The 17249-nt window shown below is 40.1% G+C and carries 15 protein-coding genes; 13 read left to right on the top strand and 2 right to left on the bottom strand.

The genetic code is table 11. The features are described 5' to 3' along the window. The first annotated feature begins 125 nt into the window (after positions 1-125). The 7 genes from ehuB (at position 126) to E2L03_RS05765 (ending at position 6397) form a co-directional block, all read left to right on the top strand. A complete protein-coding gene (ehuB, locus tag E2L03_RS05795; protein WP_038482857.1) occupies positions 126-980 on the top strand; it encodes an ectoine/hydroxyectoine ABC transporter substrate-binding protein EhuB in 855 nt (284 codons plus the stop codon). Positions 981-1058: 78 nt separating this feature from the next. Then, positions 1059-1730 carry an ectoine/hydroxyectoine ABC transporter permease subunit EhuC gene (gene ehuC / locus E2L03_RS05790; protein ID WP_038482854.1) on the top strand — a complete coding sequence of 224 codons (672 nt, stop codon included), beginning with the start codon at positions 1059-1061 and terminating at the stop codon, positions 1728-1730. Continuing rightward, entirely contained in the window at positions 1727-2410 is a 684-nt protein-coding gene (gene ehuD / locus E2L03_RS05785) for an ectoine/hydroxyectoine ABC transporter permease subunit EhuD (protein ID WP_038482851.1), read from the top strand. The genes ehuC and ehuD overlap by 4 nt, the downstream gene beginning before the upstream one ends. After that, the gene (gene ehuA, locus E2L03_RS05780; protein ID WP_038482848.1) at positions 2407-3198 is read left to right on the top strand and encodes an ectoine/hydroxyectoine ABC transporter ATP-binding protein EhuA; all 792 of its coding nucleotides are present in this window, start codon (positions 2407-2409) and stop codon (positions 3196-3198) included. Before ehuD ends, ehuA begins: the two co-directional genes overlap by 4 nt. A gap of 130 nt (positions 3199-3328) precedes the next feature. Further along, a complete protein-coding gene (locus E2L03_RS05775; protein WP_051667614.1) occupies positions 3329-3904 on the top strand; it encodes a nitroreductase family protein in 576 nt (191 codons plus the stop codon). 184 nt (positions 3905-4088) lie between these two features. Beyond that, positions 4089-6074, top strand: coding sequence for a penicillin-binding transpeptidase domain-containing protein (locus E2L03_RS05770; RefSeq protein ID WP_134258700.1), 1986 nt, complete (start codon positions 4089-4091; stop codon positions 6072-6074). Positions 6075-6145: 71 nt separating this feature from the next. Next, positions 6146-6397: a hypothetical protein gene (locus E2L03_RS05765; protein ID WP_236702404.1), complete on the top strand. Its 252-nt coding sequence runs from the start codon at positions 6146-6148 to the stop codon at positions 6395-6397. 34 nt (positions 6398-6431) lie between these two features. Here E2L03_RS05765 and E2L03_RS05760 read toward each other — a convergent pair whose 3' ends face one another. Both E2L03_RS05760 and E2L03_RS05755 read right to left on the bottom strand, forming a co-directional pair. Beyond that, positions 6432-6677, bottom strand: coding sequence for a hypothetical protein (locus E2L03_RS05760; protein ID WP_051667612.1), 246 nt, complete (start codon positions 6675-6677; stop codon positions 6432-6434). A gap of 83 nt (positions 6678-6760) precedes the next feature. Then, entirely contained in the window at positions 6761-7708 is a 948-nt protein-coding gene (locus tag E2L03_RS05755) for a metallophosphoesterase (RefSeq protein ID WP_055736486.1), read from the bottom strand. Positions 7709-7868: 160 nt separating this feature from the next. On the opposite strand from E2L03_RS05755, the gene E2L03_RS05750 reads away from it, so the two are divergent. The 6 genes from E2L03_RS05750 (at position 7869) to E2L03_RS05725 (ending at position 17247) form a co-directional block, all read left to right on the top strand. Further along, positions 7869-8426, top strand: a complete 558-nt coding sequence (locus E2L03_RS05750) for a thioredoxin family protein (protein WP_038482838.1) — start codon at positions 7869-7871, stop codon at positions 8424-8426. A 240-nt stretch (positions 8427-8666) separates the two neighbouring features. After that, entirely contained in the window at positions 8667-9635 is a 969-nt protein-coding gene (locus tag E2L03_RS05745) for an AAA family ATPase (protein ID WP_038482835.1), read from the top strand. Next, positions 9632-10816: a DUF58 domain-containing protein gene (locus E2L03_RS05740; RefSeq protein WP_038482832.1), complete on the top strand. Its 1185-nt coding sequence runs from the start codon at positions 9632-9634 to the stop codon at positions 10814-10816. Before E2L03_RS05745 ends, E2L03_RS05740 begins: the two co-directional genes overlap by 4 nt. Next, on the top strand, positions 10806-12986 hold the full coding sequence (locus E2L03_RS05735) for a transglutaminase TgpA family protein (RefSeq protein ID WP_166740195.1): 2181 nt from the start codon (positions 10806-10808) through the stop codon (positions 12984-12986). Before E2L03_RS05740 ends, E2L03_RS05735 begins: the two co-directional genes overlap by 11 nt. A 205-nt stretch (positions 12987-13191) precedes the next feature. Next, complete coding sequence (guaA, locus tag E2L03_RS05730; RefSeq protein ID WP_038482826.1) at positions 13192-14739, top strand: glutamine-hydrolyzing GMP synthase; 1548 nt, start codon at positions 13192-13194, stop codon at positions 14737-14739. An 852-nt stretch (positions 14740-15591) separates the two neighbouring features. Continuing rightward, positions 15592-17247, top strand: coding sequence for an alpha-keto acid decarboxylase family protein (locus tag E2L03_RS05725; RefSeq protein ID WP_241741901.1), 1656 nt, complete (start codon positions 15592-15594; stop codon positions 17245-17247). Positions 17248-17249 lie beyond the last annotated feature (2 nt).

Here is a 17249-nt window from a genome sequence, read left to right as displayed (position 1 = left end):
AACTTGTGAATGTGCTATGATGATAAACATAGTAGACTTGTTCAACGAAAAAGAGGTTGTTGGGAAATAAAAAAGCTTACCAAAACAACTTGTTTTTTGTTAAACGTTCTTAAGGGGGATTTATATTGAGAAAAGTAGGAATGTTCGGTTTATTAACTGTGGCATCTGTAGCCCTTGTTGCTTGTGGAAGTAGTGATGAGACGGATGGAAACGGTGAGGGGATTATTTCTGTTGGTGTAGCGAACGAAGAGCCTTACGGATACATCGACATTGAAAATAATGAAGTAACTGGAGCTGCTCCGGAGATTGCTCGTGCTGTCCTACAACGGATTGGTTACGACGATATCGAAGGAACTGTTAATGATTTTGGCGCTTTAATTGAAGGGGTAAACTCTGGATCCTTTGATATGGCAACTGCTGCGATGGATGTACAACCTCAGCGCTGTGAAATGGGGAATTTTGGGGATATTGAAATTCAATATGGAGAAGGAATTGTTGTTCAAACTGGAAATCCCCTTAATCTGCATAGTTATGAAGATATTGTAGCGAATCCCGATGTAACAGTAGCCGTGATGTCAGGTGCAAATCAAATCGGGATGCTTGAAGATTTAGGTATTGATTCGAGTCAGTTTATGCAGGGGTCAAGTATTGCTGACAATATCGCGGCAGTTGAAGGTGGGATGGCTGATGTTATGGTTGCCACCGATGCCACAGCAAATTCAGCCGCTCAAAACAATACTTCGGGTGGAGTGGAATTTGTTGATGATTTTGAACAACCCATTATTGACGGTGAGCCTGTAACAGCTTATGGAGCTGCGGTATTTGCAGATGATGAATTAAGAGAAGCCTACAATGAGGGATTACAAGAATTAATTGAATCAGGCGAGCTTTTAGCTATTATTGAAGAATTTGGATTTACAGAAGCGAATTTGCCTCCAGATGATCTAACGACTGAAGACCGTTGTGGGATGAATGGCTAATAGGAAATAGTACGAGGGAAGCATGGTGATGCATAACCGTTACCCATGCTTTTTTTCGTAGAAAAAGAGGTGTGATGGATGTTTTCAAATTTTATGACGTTTGCTCCCTTCATTCTGCAAGGGCTAACAACAACTGTTATGGTGTTTCTTTATGGTGCGCTCATTGCTTATTCTATTGCCATTGTTGCAGGGTTAATGAGGACGTCTCAATATGCCACCATTCGTACGGTAGCTGCTGTCTTTGTTGAGCTGTTTCGAGGTACGTCGCTACTCGTGCAAATGTTTTTTTTGTATTATGCGTTACCCCAACTGATTGATGGAATCTCAATGAGCTTAATGCTAGCCGGTTCATTAGCGGTAGGGTTAAATTACGGAGCTTATGCTTCTGAAGTGGTAAGAAGCGCAATAAACTCGATACATATTGGTCAAACTGAAGCGGCTATCTCCCTTAATATGTCGCGTTTTCAACGTTTGCGCCTTGTTATATTGCCTCAGGCCTTTCGCTTAATGTTACCTGGCTTTGGCAATAATGCAATTGAATTGTTAAAAGGGACTTCCCTCGTTTATTTTATTGGACTTGCCGATCTAACCTTTAATGCAAACGTGTTGAGAGGTAGCAACACGGCTATTAGTAGCCAAGTAGAAATTTATACGTATTTATTAGTTGCTTATTTCTTACTTGCGTTGCCGCTTATTATACTCGCTCGGTATTTAGAAAAACGTGCTTCTAAAGGGGTGACACTTTCATGAGTGATGTATGGGATTGGACTTTTGCGTGGGAAATATTTCCTGATATCTTATCAGCCATTACCGTCACGATTTCTGTGACCGTTCTTGCATACTTTTTGTCGTTAACAGTGGGCTTAGTATTTGCTTTACTAAGGCGCTCGACGTTTAAACCGTTAGCGTTAATGATTGCTGGCATCATTGAATTTATTCGCGCCACACCGCCTCTTGTTCAATTATTTTTTGTGTTCTATACAACTCCTTTAACTGGTTTTCAAACTGGTGTCCTTGTTCTCGGCATCCACTATGCTACATATGTTTCAGAAATTTATCGATCTGGCATCAACGCTGTGCCGAACAGTCAATGGGAAGCAGGAAAAGCGCTTAATTTTTCAAAGGCGCAAATGTGGAAGAAAATCATTCTCCCTCAAGCTGTGCCTCCAGTCATTCCGATGCTAGGGAATTATTTAATCGTCTTGTTTAAAGAGACCCCTTTATTATTGGGTGTATTTGTGATGGAGATGATGTCAACAGCTCGTGCAATCGGTTCTCAAACGTATAGCTTTGTGGAGCCAATAACCATTGTTGGTTTTTTATTTCTTATTTTAAGTTATCCATCTGCTTTGTTTATTCGGTACTTGGAGCGGAAGGTAGGCAAGTTACATGGGAATCATAAAGTAGACACAAGGGGGATGAAAACGTGAGTTCAGATGAACAAACAAATCATGATATTATTGTGCGTTACCGAAACATTAAAAAAGCATTTGGTGATACTGTTGTCTTAAATGAACTGAATATTGATGTGAAAAAAGGAGAAAAAATTGCTTTAATTGGTCCTTCAGGCTCTGGGAAAACAACGATTATTCGAATGTTGATGACACTTGAGCAACCGACAGAAGGTACGATTGAAGTAGATGGTGAAATGCTTTGGCATAAAGAGGTTGATGGAAAACTAATTCCTGCAGATGAAAAGCATTTGCGTAGAGTAAGAGGCAATATTGGAATGGTCTTTCAACAGTACAATCTATTTCCTCATATGACGATTATGAGAAACTGCACAGAGGCGCCCATTCATGTGCTAGGGTTGAGTAAGGAGGAAGCACAAGCTAGAGCACGAGAAATGTTAATGAAAGTAGGGCTTGAAGATAAAATAGACATGTATCCCTCCCAGCTATCTGGTGGTCAACAGCAGCGTGTGGCCATCGCTCGTTCACTTGTAATGCAGCCAAAGGTTTTGTTATTTGATGAGGTAACAGCTGCCCTCGACCCCGAACTTGTAGGGGAAGTATTAGAAGTCATCCGTGATATTGCAGCTGAAGGAGAAACAACAATGATGCTCATTACCCATGAGATGGATTTCGCACTTGATGTAGCAGATAGGGTATTCTTTTTAGATGCAGGAAGGATAGCTGAACAAGGTACACCTTATGAAGTCATTCAAAATCCACAAACCGAACGGTTAAAATCGTTTTTAGGTCGTTTCCATTCGTAAGCTTAGCGCCATTTCTATAGGTAAGTGGTCGGTACAATTTTCTAATTGAAAATGAGAATCATTCCTTGCTTTCGATTCAAGCATTCGCTACACTAAACGTATAATGCTAGATATAAAGGATGGTTAATACATGATGACGAATCGCCTAACAACTATTGATTCTATTATAAAAGGTAGACGTTCCATTAAAAAATTTAAATCTGATGCTGTATCAATAGATGAAATCGTTTCACTGCTAGAAGTGGCAAAATGGGCACCAAATCACAAATTAACAGAGCCATGGCGGTTTATTTTATTTGCTGAAGAAGGCAAAGAAGCGTTCATAGACGCTTATAAAAAATCACAATTGGGTGCGGATCAAACTTTACCTGAAAAAGCGAAAAAGAAAGCAGCTTATTTCAACCAAATTCCGCTTCATCTCGTTGTTGTCATGCCTGAGCATCCACGTCAAAAAACATGGGATGAAGATTACGGAGCTGTAAGTGCCATGATACAAAACTTTCAATTAGCAGCATGGGCTAGAGGAATTGGCATGATTTGGAGAACAAATGATTGGATTTATGACCCTGTATTTCGAGAAGCAATTGGAGTGGAAAGTGGTGAAAAAATTATTGGGACGTTGATGATAGGGTATGCGGATTTTGTACCGGAAGCAAAAGAGCGTACCAGTATCAAAGATAAACTAACAATTGTAACGACAAATTAAGCAACGATAAAAAGCACGCGAGGTAGGACATGATAGACGAGACAAGATGCGCTCGGAATGATCTGTCTGCCTAGCGTGTTTTTTACGTACTCTTTAAGTTTATCAAATTGAAACGGTTCAAACCGGATTTGGAGTATGGTAAAGTGAATGTAATGAAAAGGAAATTGAAATGTAAAAAAGGGGAATGAATGGATTGAAGAAAGCAGCCGTATTTAGCACTTTTTCAATTATTAGCATATTTTTAGCAGCATGTTCAACAGAAACGCCAGAAGATTCCGTTCAGTCATTTGTCGACCATTGGGAGAATCGTGATTACGCTTCTATGTATCAGATGGTAACAAGCGACGTTCAAGAATCTATATCGGAAGAGGATTTTGTAGCGCGTTATGAAAATATTTATGATGGACTAATAAATGACTTTACTATAGAAGCGACTGTTCCTGAGGAGTTTACAGGAGAAAATGAAGAACAAATTCCTGTGAACGTTTCTATGACCACAGTTGCTGGCGAGTACGAGTTTGAAGAGCAGCTTTCTTTTGTTTGGGATGAACAAGAAGATGAGCCTAATTGGAAACTAGAGTGGGGTTCTCAACTCATCTTTCCTAATTTGAGCGATGAAGATTCAGTTAGGTACAACCCTTCGAAACAGAAACGTGGAGAAATCTTTGATCATGAGGGGCAAGGCTTAGCAATCAATGGTGAAGTCATTGATTTAGCGGTTGTACCGAATCGTTTTGAAGAGGAAGAGTCTGAAATAGCAGAAATTGCAGATCGATTAGGACGTTCAGAGGAGTCAATTGAGCAAGCGTTGAGTCAAAGCTGGGTGGAAGAAGGTAGTCTTGTCTTAATTGGTCAAATGCCAGCCTCTGAATTGGATGCAATTGAAGCGTTATATGAGGACGTGCCTGGATTCACGTATCAAATGAGTGAAGGACGGGTCTATCCTTTCGGTGAAGCAGCAGCGCACCTGATAGGCTACATACGTCCTATTACAGCAGAACAGCTTGAAGAGCGAAGAGAGGAAGGATACACAGAACAATCTCTCGTAGGTCAAACAGGTTTAGAACTAATAAAGGAAGAACAGCTACGCGGTACTCCTGGTGGCGAAATCGTTATCATTGATCCTGATGGTGAACGAAAAGAAACGATAGCGGAACAGGAAGCGGAAGACGGTGAAAATGTTTATCTAACAATACGAATGGATGTACAAGAAGAACTAATGAATGAATTAGACGGGGAGCCGGGTACTGCTGTTGCCCTTGATTCTGAAACAGGAGAAACGCTAGCGTTAGTAAGTTCACCTAGTTATGATCCAAACCAAATGTCTTTAGGTTTGCCTAGTGCTCAGCGTGAGGAGCTGGATGAAAACGAAGACCAGCCATTGTTGAACCGGTTTTCAAATCGTTTTTCACCTGGTTCTACAATGAAAGCTATTACTGCCGCAATTGGTGTAGATTCAGGTACGTTAGATCCGAATGAAACGGTTGATGAACCTGGACACGAATGGCAGCCAGAAGATTCAGATTGGGGCGGTTATCACGTTCGACGTGTGACAGATCCAAATGGAGCAGTCGACTTATTTGATGCAATGGCGTACTCAGATAATATTTATTTTGCCCAAGCGGCGCTTGCAATAGGCGAGGAGGAACTACTAGCTGGAGCAGAGGCGTTTGGGTTTAACGAAACGTTTGCATTTACCTATTCTCTTCAACAATCACTGCTTACAGGAGAGGAAGGGTTTAAATCAGAGATTCAGCTTGCCGATACGGGTTATGGCCAAGGAGAAATCTTAACAAACCCTGTTCATCTGGCGGCGATGTTTACAACATTCATACATGAAGGTCAACTCATTCAGCCTATCTTGGAGCAAGGAGAAGAGACTGGACAAGTAATGGTAGAGCCTGTATCGGCTGAGGCTGCGACATTGGTGGATGAAGCATTGAAGTATGTTGTATCTAGCAGCAATGGAACAGCGCATTCTTTGGAGCGAGACGATTATGCCATTGCGGCAAAAACAGGAACAGCTGAGGTAGGTGAAGATACACTCGGTTGGGTAGTGAGTTATGAGAGTGATGAATCAAATTTACTGTTAGCGATCATGCAAGAGGGAGTTGGAAGCGGTGAGGTGCTTCCAATAGTTGATCACATGTATAACACGTTTCTTGACTAAAATTTTCATTTTGCTCAGCACATGCCTGGTTGTCTCCGCATAGTATACCTCATAACTGGCTAGGAGGTTTCATGCACATGCATCCACCATATAGATATACGAGGCAAACGCCTCAGGATTTTCGCAGACCCTATGGATACGGTGGCTATGGTAGAAGGCCCTTTTATGGAGGGGGAAATGCACTGTTAGGTGGTTTTGTTGGTGGTTTAGGGGGAGCACTTGTTGCACCTTATCTTTTTGGCGGCGGACCAGGATATGGGTATGGTTACGGCGGTTATCCACCTTATGGGTATCCACCGTATGGAGGAGGATACTATTACTAAAAAAAACATCAGCACATGTGCTGATGTCTTTTTTTTAGCAAGGTTTACCACCTGGACCTGGGCCATAACCACCAGCACCAAAGCCGCCACCCCAGAAGCCAGCCCCACCAATGATGATGATAAGGATGAATAGTACGACGACAATGCCAATAGCCCAGCCGCCACCGTACCCACCACCGTATCCAGGTCCGTAACCGCCTGGACCAGGACCGTAACCATATCCTCCACAAGGTGGTGGAGGACAACAAGGATTTCCGTAACCAGCTTGATAATAGCTCATATTAAGCACCACCTTTCTTGGTTAGTACACAATATGGCTGTACACTTAAAAAGGTGAACGTGGATTGGAATTTGGGCGATCCGTTAAAACGTGAATGGAAAATGAAAGCTCATAGGGATTTTTTGGAATTCTTCATCTTCAAGTAAATGCTCGTCTGTAAATGGCGAGTACGTACGAATCGCTACTGAAGACGTAGCAGGGTGGAACGTTAAGATTCTCATAAATCCGTTACCCCCTTTATCATAGCTTTGATAATCGGATAATAGTTGAACAACCATTCGTTCGTTTATACCATCACCATCTTGATCTAATCGGTCAAATCGTTGAGCATGTCCATGGTAATGTCCGCTAAGGACAAGCTGGACATTTTCATTAGGAATGACAAGTTTTTTAAAGAGTGTTTCTCCATCTTTCGAGCGTTGGCCATCCACTTGTAAGTATCGGTGTGTCGCTAGGATGACTGCGTGATCAGGGTGCTTCTGTAACACATCATCCGCCCAGGAAATAGTCTGCTGATTCCAACCAAATCCAATATATAAAATAAGAATTTTATGCCGATTTACTTCTACTATATCGTAATGAGCTTCATTGTTTTTGTACGATTCTTTAAAAGCTTTCATGGATTTAAATCGTTCTTCACCAAAATAGGTTTTGAACATCTTATAATTGCGATCATTATGCCCGATATCATGGTTGCCAGCTAGCACTCCGTAAGGCATATTTGCTTGATCTAGTTTCTTCATGGCAACATCAGCCTGTATCCATTCAAACTCATTGTTCATTCGATCAATAATATCCCCAGTATGTATAACATACTTAAGATTCTCTTCTTTTGAATTCTCAACAATCCAAGATGTCATTTGATCATAGATATAAGGGTACTTTTGTGAGTAGTATTGTGTATCAGACATCCATACAAAGGAAAAAGGGCGATCATTTTTGGCATCAACGGGGTGAGACGATTGAATGAAAAGCCCAATAAGTAGCATAACAAAGGATAAGATAACAATCGTTTTCTTTAAGTGAACCATTCTGTAACCACTCCCTCTCTTTTTTCAGTAGTGTGTCTGAAAAGAAAAGGAATTATAACGAATTCTGTAAGAAAAAACTGTCTAGGTTCATTCTTACGGTCTACGTATTGAATCTGTGGTAAACTATAGCCAAATAATGAATGGTAAAGGAGTATGCACAGTGAACTTATTAGAATGGTTTAAAACAGGAATGACTGCTCAAGAATACGTTGAATCAATGAAAGTAAATCAAGAGACGTTCGTATCGATTTACCATGCGTTTCACCTAAGTCAAGAAGCTGAAAAGGTAACACAAGCTATTACAGGGAAAGGACTAAAAGCTATCGTGCTAACTGCTGACTGGTGTGGGGATGCGATGGTGAATATCCCAATTTTACTAAAGTTAGCGAACAATAGCTTCATGGAGTGCCGCTTTTTAATTCGTGATGAGAATTTAGAATTAATGGATCGTTATTTAACGAATGGAACTGCACGTTCAATACCAATTGTCATCTTTATAAATGAAAAAGGAGAAGAAGTAGCGAAATGGGGTCCAAGAGCTGAGACGGTAGAGGAAATCGTTTCAAAGTATAAGGCGGAGTTACCTGAAAAAAATTCTCCTCAATATGAACATGCGTTTAAGGAGACATTTATTCCAAAGATGCATCAATTGTTTAAACAGGAGACTACGTGGACAACGATTGAAAACGACTTTGTGAAAGTTTTTCGCCAATTATAACCGTGCGAAAAAACGTATAGGAGGGGGAGTAAGTTAACCATCCTAATCTTTCCTTTGGCGGGCGCCTTACCCTTTAGGCGCTGCTGCTCCTTTTTGACTTGTTAAAAGAAAAGCCTTCCTACTACTGGATGACATTCTTTTTAGCATGTAATCAATCTGTTGAAAGGCTGCTACTATTATTCTATAAGATGAAGATGGTACAATATGAAAAAGCGCAGTATTAGGGGGACTACAGGATTCATGACCACTTTCCATTCGTATATTAACACGATAGACACCATTATTGATAACGTTGAAAAAGTCATTATTGGTAAGCGTAAAGAAATTAAACTTTCACTAGTTGCCTTACTTGCAGGTGGTCACGTGCTGCTGGAAGACGTACCAGGTGTAGGAAAGACTGTATTTGTACGAGCAATGGCAAAAACAATCGGTGGAGAATTTAAAAGAATTCAATTTACACCAGATTTATTACCTTCCGACGTAACAGGTGCTGCCATTTACAATCAAAAGACTCAATTATTTGAATTTAAACCTGGACCTATTATGGCGAATGTCGTACTTGCCGATGAAATAAATCGAACTTCACCTAAAACACAATCAGCTTTGCTCGAAGCATTGGAAGAGGGAAATGTAACAGTTGATGGTGAAACGATGCATATCCATGCTCCTTTTTTCGTACTTGCAACACAAAACCCAATTGAGTATGCAGGAACCTTTCCTTTACCGGAGGCACAGCTTGATCGATTTTTAGTCAAAATTCAACTTGGGTATCCCACTGTGGAAGAAGAATTGGAGTTGCTTAATCGAGTTGAAAGAGAGCATCCGATTGACGCTATAACCAATGTTATTAATTTAGATCAAGTTATTGAGCTGCAACAGGTTGCTCGTGATATTTTTATTCATGAAAGTGTTAAAACGTATATCGTTAATCTTATTCATGCTACGAGAATGAATCGAGACATTGAGCTAGGTGCTAGTCCAAGAGCAACCATTGCGCTTATGAAAGCAAGTCAAGCCAATGCCCTTATTAATGGCCGAGATTATGTAAGCCCTGATGATATAAAGGATATTGCTCTATCCGTACTTGGACATCGTTTACGTTTAACCAATGAATCACTACTAAAAGAGAAAAAGGTAGAAGCAGTGCTGGAAGATGTCATCGCTCATATTCGTGTCCCATTAGCTAGTAAGAAGGAAAAAGTAAAATGAAGACATCCTCGTTAAACAAAACGAGCCGTTTTCTTTTTAGATGGATTCTTGCAATGGCCATTTTCTTATTGTCGTTTAGCTTTGCAATGTTTCAAGGTGGATTTGTAAGTTGGTTTTTATTTTACGGACTTGTTGTCGTTTTTCTTTTTTCGAGCATCATACCATTCTTATCCATTGTCGGACTAAAACTTAAACGAACGGTTTCAAAAAACAATAGTGAAGTTGGAGAAGCTTTAACTATTGAAGTGATAATAGAAAAGCCTGCCTGGATGCCATTTATTTATTACCATTTGTCTGACACCACACCTGAAACATTTATATCGGAAAGAAACCATCAACTGTTTTCTTTTTCGTTCGATAGACAATTCGTACTCTCTTATGAAGCAAAGGCTTTACAAAGAGGGGTTTATCATTTTAACGAAGCGATTGTGCATGCCAGCGATCTATTTGGATTAATAACGATTAAACGAACGTTACATTCCGATAGAGAAGTTGTCATATCTCCTACTTTTTACGCCATTACAAATAAAAGAGCGTTATTTGCCTATGCGAGTAAAGCTGATCATTTCCATAAAGGTTTACAAGATGATGTTCTCTCGAGTATTCGACCATATGTTTCTGGAGATCGTTTAAGTAAAATTGATTGGAAGCGGTCCGCAGGCGTGAATGGACTGTTAACAAAAGAATTTGAAACAGAGGAAGACCAGCACGTGGAAATTGTACATGCGGCACAAGAGATGGACGCGTTAAGGGACCCTATTCAATATGAGGAAAGCATAAAAGAAGCTGTATCCATTCATGCAGCTTTCATCCAAGATCATATTCATACTACGTTGTCTGTGTACAATGAAGAATGGATTCGTACGGTTGTTACGTTCAACGATTGGAGGCATTCCTTACGCTTATTTGCCCTCATTCATCCAGTTCCTGACCATGAGACAACGCTCCCTCTTTTAAAAAACGATCAAGGGATTTGTTTTATCGTGACTCCTCGCTTTTCAAAAATGGCGATAGACCTTATTAGAAAACATGTTTCTCACCAACGACGCGTATTTATCGTTACCTCAGTAGCCTTAGCACAAGAAGAAATTGCTGAGGTGAGCAAGGCAGGTGGGCATGTCTTTATCCCCCAATATCAACATTCTGAGGATCACAAAAGGGGTGAATTTTATGGGGCCTAAAAGCTTTTTAATACGAGATGTTTTTTTGTATGCACTCGGTTTTATATTGCTACTAGAATGGCTATACCCAGTTCCTTATATAACGAATGGTAGCGATATTCCTGCTTTTATTACCATTGCAGGCCTCTTTTTTCTTGTTACATTAGTACGTTTACCAATGATCGTATCGCTTCTTCTTAGAGTCGTCATCATTATCGGTGCCTTGTTTTGGTTGTTTCCACCTGAGCCAGGCTCGCCTGATTCTTGGTTTACTTTATTAGCACGACACTTGTTTGAAAACAGTATTCTCGTTCTTTCAGGAAATGTTGTCGAATTATCTGCTCTTTTTAGAACGTTTCTATTTATTGTCTTATTGTCAATATTAAGCTACTTGCTCCATTATTGGATTATTCAAGCGCGCAAAATCTTGCTGTTTCTTATTCTAAGTATAATTTATGTAGGTGCGATTGACTCATTTACTGACTATGACGGAAATGCATCGATTGTGCGAATGTTTGTTGTTGGGCTAATCCTATTTGTGACATTGAGAGTATTGAAAAATGGTGAAGGGAATACGGCTTTTTCTTTTGCCCGATTGGGTAAGGTAATGGCATTGAGCAGCGTTTTTATTCTAACAGCTGCGGCAATTAGCTTTGTGATGCCAAAACCTGAGCCACAATGGTCTGATCCTGTACCGTATCTTGAATCGATCCTCGGTTTTTCAAGCGGTGGTCCACCTACTCAGCGCATCGGCTATAGTGAAGATGATAGTAGATTAGGTGGAGGTTTTGTAGACGACGATACCCCGGTCTTTTATGCGAGGATAGAGGAAGGCTCTTATTGGAAAGGGGAAACGAAGAATGTGTATACAGGCTCAGGTTGGGAACTCTCTCTTAACGATGCAAATGAAACTCTACAAACACCTCCATTACAAGAGGGAGAGCGAACGGCTGTTATTCGTGAAGAAAGAGAAGCGCAGCTACGATTCTATGGTGAAGGGGAGCAACGGTTTAACCATCTTTTTTATCCTGGCGAGCTAGTGTCAAGCGAACTTGAACTGATGAACACAGGTGAAACAGAACCGATTGTTATTCATTCAATTTCCAACCAAGCAACGTTAGTAGACGGACAAGCCCCTCCAAATCAATATGAGGTAACGTATTATGATCAGACGTTCCAAGTCGGTGGCTTACGAGAGGATAATCAAACCTCAGATCTTAATTGGGAACTTTACACGGAAGTACCAGATGACCTTCCTGACAGAGTGAGGGAGCTTGCTGAAGAACTGACTGAAGGTAGAGACACCGTTTATGATCAAGTGATTGCGATTGAGAATTATTTACGTGGCCCATCATTCTCTTATGAAACAGAAGATGTACCAGTACCGAATGGAAATCAAGATTATGTTGATCAATTTTTATTTGAGACCCAAAGAGGGTATTGTGATAATTTTTCAACAGCAATGGCTGTTATGCTTCGTACCCTCGATATACCTACTCGATGGGTAAAAGGGTTTACTGAGGGACAACAAGTTGAAGTAAATGATGAGTACGAGGAATATTTAATTTCCAATAACAATGCGCATTCTTGGGTTGAAGTATATTTTCCAAGTGCTGGATGGGTTTCATTTGAACCAACACCCAGTTTTTCTGGATTTGAATTTGAACAAGAACAAGTGGATTCGAATGTAGATGAAACAGAAGAGATTCCAGTCCCAGAAAATCAAAATGACTCTGAAGAACAGCAGGAGGAAAGACCAGAAGAAGACGTTCAAGAAGATGAAGTGGCAGACATAGCAACGACAACAGAGACTGGCCCAACGGGTTTCCTTGTTTTTGGTAGTATAGCATTTGTATTGATAGCAGCAATTGCCGTGTTTCTTTTTAGAAAGACGTTTGCGATACGCTATATTAAGGCAAAACAACATACGGCTAAAACGGTGGACGATTATGCCACGTCATTTGAACGCTTAATGTGGGTGTTGCGTTTATACGGAATTAATAGAAAACCTCATCAAACGTTGAAGGAATATGCCTACTACGTGGAGAGTGAGCTAGGGTTAGAGAACCAAACCATGATTCGTTTAGTAGAGGTGTATGAACGCCATATGTATAGCCGTAATGCACAGCGATTTGATAAAAAGAAATTTGATGAAAATTGGAAAAAGATGCTGAACCAAATCACTTCTTGACCGATTGTTTACTTGCTTGTTATGATTAAATTTGAATGAACTGTATGAAAGAATGCACATACTAAAAAAAGTTTGAAAGCTAGCGCAACGTTAGGGCTGCAATTCAATGGAGCATCATTCATTGTTTTTGTAGCCGTTTTGTTTGCATGGGAAGCTTCTTAACTTTTTAAATAAAAGATAGATTATATGGTAAAGGGTGGATAAGATGCAAGTGACGAATCATGAAACGATTGTTGTCCTTGATTTTGGAGGGCAGTACAATCAACTTATTACACGACGAATTCGTGATTTAGGGGTTTATAGTGAGCTACATTCACACAAAATTACTGCCGAAGAAATTAAGGCTATGAATCCAATTGGAATTATTTTCTCTGGCGGACCTAATAGTGCATACGTAGAAGGAGCACCTTCTTGTGATCCTGCCATTTATGAGTTAGGTATTCCAATCTTAGGTATTTGTTATGGTGTTCAGCTTATGACTCATCACTTTGGTGGAAAAGTTGAAAAAGCATCTCATCGTGAGTATGGAAAAGCTGTATTAAAAGTGGAAAATCAATCGGATTTATTTAAAGGTCTGCCAATTGAACAAACGGTTTGGATGAGTCATGGTGATAAAATCATTGCGCCTCCAGAAGGATTCACAGTTGATGGATCGAACCCTTCTTGTCCAGTAGCCGCAATGAGCGATGAATCAAGACACTTCTATGGTGTACAGTTTCACCCAGAAGTACGTCACTCTGAATTTGGAAATGACTTATTAAAGAATTTTGCTTTTGAAATTTGTAAAGCAAAAGGCGAATGGTCAATGGAGAATTTTATTGAAGAAGAAATTAAGAAGATTCGTGAGCAAGTAGGCGACCGTCATGTGCTTTGTGCATTAAGCGGTGGTGTCGATTCTTCTGTTGTTGCAGTGCTTCTTCATAAAGCAATTGGGGATCAATTAACGTGTATGTTTATTGACCACGGCTTGCTACGTAAAGGCGAAGCAGAAAGCGTTATGGAAACCTTTAGTGAAGGCTTTAACATGAACGTTGTCAAAATCGATGCAGCAGACCGTTTCTTAGGGAAATTGAGAGGCGTAACGGATCCAGAGCAAAAACGTAAAATTATTGGAAATGAATTTATTTATGTTTTTGATGAGGAAGCAGCTAAGCTTAAAGATAAGAAAATGGATTTCTTAGCACAAGGTACTCTTTACACAGATATTATTGAATCTGGTACAGATACAGCTCAAACGATAAAATCACACCATAATGTAGGTGGATTACCAGAAGATATGAAGTTTGAGTTAATTGAGCCTTTAAATGCTTTATTTAAAGACGAAGTGCGTGCACTAGGTTCAGAGCTAGGCATTGCAGACGAAATCGTTTGGCGTCAGCCATTCCCAGGACCAGGTTTAGGAATTCGTGTTCTTGGTGAAATTACAGATGAAAAGCTGACGATTGTTCGCGAAAGTGATGCAATTCTTCGTGAGGAGATTAAAAAAGCTGGTCTTGAGCGCGAAATTTGGCAGTATTTCACTGCACTACCGAACATGAGAAGTGTTGGTGTTATGGGTGACGCACGTACGTATGACTATACAGTCGGCATTCGTGCGGTTACTTCAATTGATGGGATGACATCTGATTGGGCACGTATTCCATGGGATGTATTAGAGATCATTTCAACACGTATTGTTAATGAAGTTGCACACGTCAACCGCATCGTCTACGATGTAACGAGCAAGCCACCATCCACAATTGAGTGGGAATAATCGCAGGAGAGCTAGAAATCCTTTTCAATCAAGGATTTCTGGCTCTTCTTATTTTACTGCACTTTTATTGTAGTTTTTCAAACAGAAGCTAACAATGAATTAAGTAAGTGTTTTTATTCTCTGTTGGAGAACTGTACCCTATCACACCTTTCAATCTATGAGCAACTCCAACGTTACTGTTTGGATGCCCATAGGTGCCTCATGTCGTTTCACTATCTTCATGCCTTTAGGGTTTTTGTTCTTACCCTAAGCTCAATCTTATGTGCTTATGTTCGCTAGCCGTCATGATTTCGTTAAACGGAAAACCAGAATGATTATATGAAAAAGAGCTCTAAGAACCGCTGTATTGTGGTTAGTAGAGCTCTTTTTTTATAAAACGTATCGAATAAGGTTACGAATTGGTCATGGAGGAAGAGACCATTACGAGTAAGAAAATGCTGGAAGAGGGCTGGCACCATACATCGTTTGTGAAGCAGGAGGAGGGTAGAAATAATTCTACAGACTGCGATTTTAGTGCGGGGGGATGTGCTCTTACATAAGCACTCACCTCCTTTCCTATTGATTACAAACAAACAAAGACTAAAGGGTAAGGGATACAAGACCAAGGAAGGTAGAGGAACAGGGCAATACGAGAAGATGTGTATGTCTAAAGAAGTAGAGCGTGCAGTATTTTCGTCGAAAAATGGTTTTGCATATAGATAATTCTGCATAAATTGTTAAATTCCTTCTATAAAAAGGAGAAAATAACTATTTTTTATTAGGTCATAGGAACTGTTTTGCGAATGGAATAACAGGTGTGCAAATGCGAGATTAGGGTATACGTTCTGTAAGATGACTGGAGGGAGACAAATCATGGATAGAGCTAACCAACAAACTGTTGGAGACTACTTGTATAAATCTTTGTATAAAGAAGGTATTCGAGATGTGTTCGGTGTTCCAGGTGATTACAACTTTGCTTTACTCGATACCCTTGAAAGAACAGATGGCTTACGATTTATTCACAACCGAAATGAATTAAATGCTGGGTATGCAGCTGATGGATATGCACGTCTGCATGGAATTTCAGCTCTTATCACAACGTTTGGCGTTGGGGAATTAAGTGCTGCAAATGCGATAGCAGGTGCGAATTGCGAGAACATTCCAATCATCCATATTGTCGGAGCGCCTGACTATGACAAACAAGAAAAAGGGTCACACGTACACCATACGTTAATGAATGGTGACTTTCATGTATTCAAACGGATGTTTACTGAAATTTCAGCTTATAGTACAGTGGTTACGCCTTCCAATGCTAAAACGGAAGTGGCAAAAGCGATTCAAATGGCTAAAGATTATCAAAAGCCTGTTTACATAATGGTGGCTGATGATCATGTGAATGAATTAGTAACTGAGAAAGATGGGGAAGGCATTGTACCCTTTGAAACAGACAAAGAAACGTTTGCACAAGCAATGCGCCACATTGAAAAAAAAGTAAGTGACAGTAAAAAGCCTATTTTGTTAGTTGATACGAAAGTGAAAAGTTTTGAATTGGAAAAGCTAATTCAGGAAGTAACAGAATCACTTCGTATTCCTGTAGCGAGCATGGTATATGGAAAAGGCTCAGTGGATGAAAGCTCAGATCAGTACATCGGTATGTATGCAGGCGATTTTGGGAGCCATGAAGTAAGGGATCGAGTAGAACATGCAGATTGCGTCATCGGTGTTGGACTTGTTTGGGCGGATACAAATACAGCTAATTATACAGCTTCTTTAAAGAAAGAGCAGTTAATTGATATACAACCACACTATGTAAGGGTGGAAAACGCTACGTATGAGAATGTGAAAGCCTCTGACGTATTGAAAGAAGTGGGGACGCTAGAAACCTCAATCGATACTGCAGCTTCTCCGATAACCTTTCCTTATGCTACAGCGTTGGAAACAGAAGACAAAGCTTTGCGTGCGTCTAATTATTATCCAATCTTGCAAGATTTTATCCAGGAAGAAGATATCGTTATTGTGGAGACAGGAACGTTTTTCTATGGTATGTCCCAAGCTCGAATGAAAAAAGGGGTTAGTTATTTAAAGCAAGGCGGGTGGCAATCAATAGGATTTGCAACAGCGGCTACGTTTGGTGCTTCGATTGCAGAACCTAATCGTAGAACGTTGTTATTTACAGGTGATGGGTCAATGCAACTTACAGTTCAAGAAATAAGTTCTATGCTCTACTATGACTGTAAACCAATTATTTTCGTGTTAAATAATGCTGGTTATACGATTGAGAGGTATTTAAACACAGAAACAAAGGAACAAGTTTATAACGATATCCCAACATGGAACTACAGCTCTTTACTTGAAGGCTTCGGTGGTGGTGCTAAACATGTTAAAGCGAAAACGACAGCGGAACTACAACATGTGCTTCGTCAAGTTGAAAAGGATGACTGTTTATGTGTAGTGGAGATTATCGTCGACGATCCTATGGATGCACCGGACTATGTAAAACAAATAAGAGCATTTAAAAAAGAGGAGTAAGG

It is taken from the genome of Shouchella oshimensis (assembly GCF_004375095.1).
Lineage (GTDB): Bacteria > Bacillota > Bacilli > Bacillales > Bacillaceae_D > Shouchella > Shouchella oshimensis.
Note: the sequence above shows the minus strand (reverse complement) of the source record. Positions and strands in the feature narration are given on the sequence as shown.

Coding starts and splice junctions, on each gene's coding strand:
- ehuC (WP_038482854.1), top strand. CDS start 1,059: ATGTTTTCAAATTTTATGACGTTTGCTCCCTTCATTCTGCAAGGGCTA.
- ehuD (WP_038482851.1), top strand. CDS start 1,727: ATGAGTGATGTATGGGATTGGACTTTTGCGTGGGAAATATTTCCTGAT.
- E2L03_RS05775 (WP_051667614.1), top strand. CDS start 3,329: ATGATGACGAATCGCCTAACAACTATTGATTCTATTATAAAAGGTAGA.
- E2L03_RS05770 (WP_134258700.1), top strand. CDS start 4,089: ATGAATGGATTGAAGAAAGCAGCCGTATTTAGCACTTTTTCAATTATT.
- E2L03_RS05765 (WP_236702404.1), top strand. CDS start 6,146: ATGCACATGCATCCACCATATAGATATACGAGGCAAACGCCTCAGGAT.
- E2L03_RS05760 (WP_051667612.1), bottom strand. CDS start 6,677: ATGAGCTATTATCAAGCTGGTTACGGAAATCCTTGTTGTCCTCCACCA.
- E2L03_RS05755 (WP_055736486.1), bottom strand. CDS start 7,708: ATGGTTCACTTAAAGAAAACGATTGTTATCTTATCCTTTGTTATGCTA.
- E2L03_RS05745 (WP_038482835.1), top strand. CDS start 8,667: ATGACCACTTTCCATTCGTATATTAACACGATAGACACCATTATTGAT.
- E2L03_RS05740 (WP_038482832.1), top strand. CDS start 9,632: ATGAAGACATCCTCGTTAAACAAAACGAGCCGTTTTCTTTTTAGATGG.
- E2L03_RS05735 (WP_166740195.1), top strand. CDS start 10,806: ATGGGGCCTAAAAGCTTTTTAATACGAGATGTTTTTTTGTATGCACTC.
- guaA (WP_038482826.1), top strand. CDS start 13,192: ATGCAAGTGACGAATCATGAAACGATTGTTGTCCTTGATTTTGGAGGG.
- E2L03_RS05725 (WP_241741901.1), top strand. CDS start 15,592: ATGGATAGAGCTAACCAACAAACTGTTGGAGACTACTTGTATAAATCT.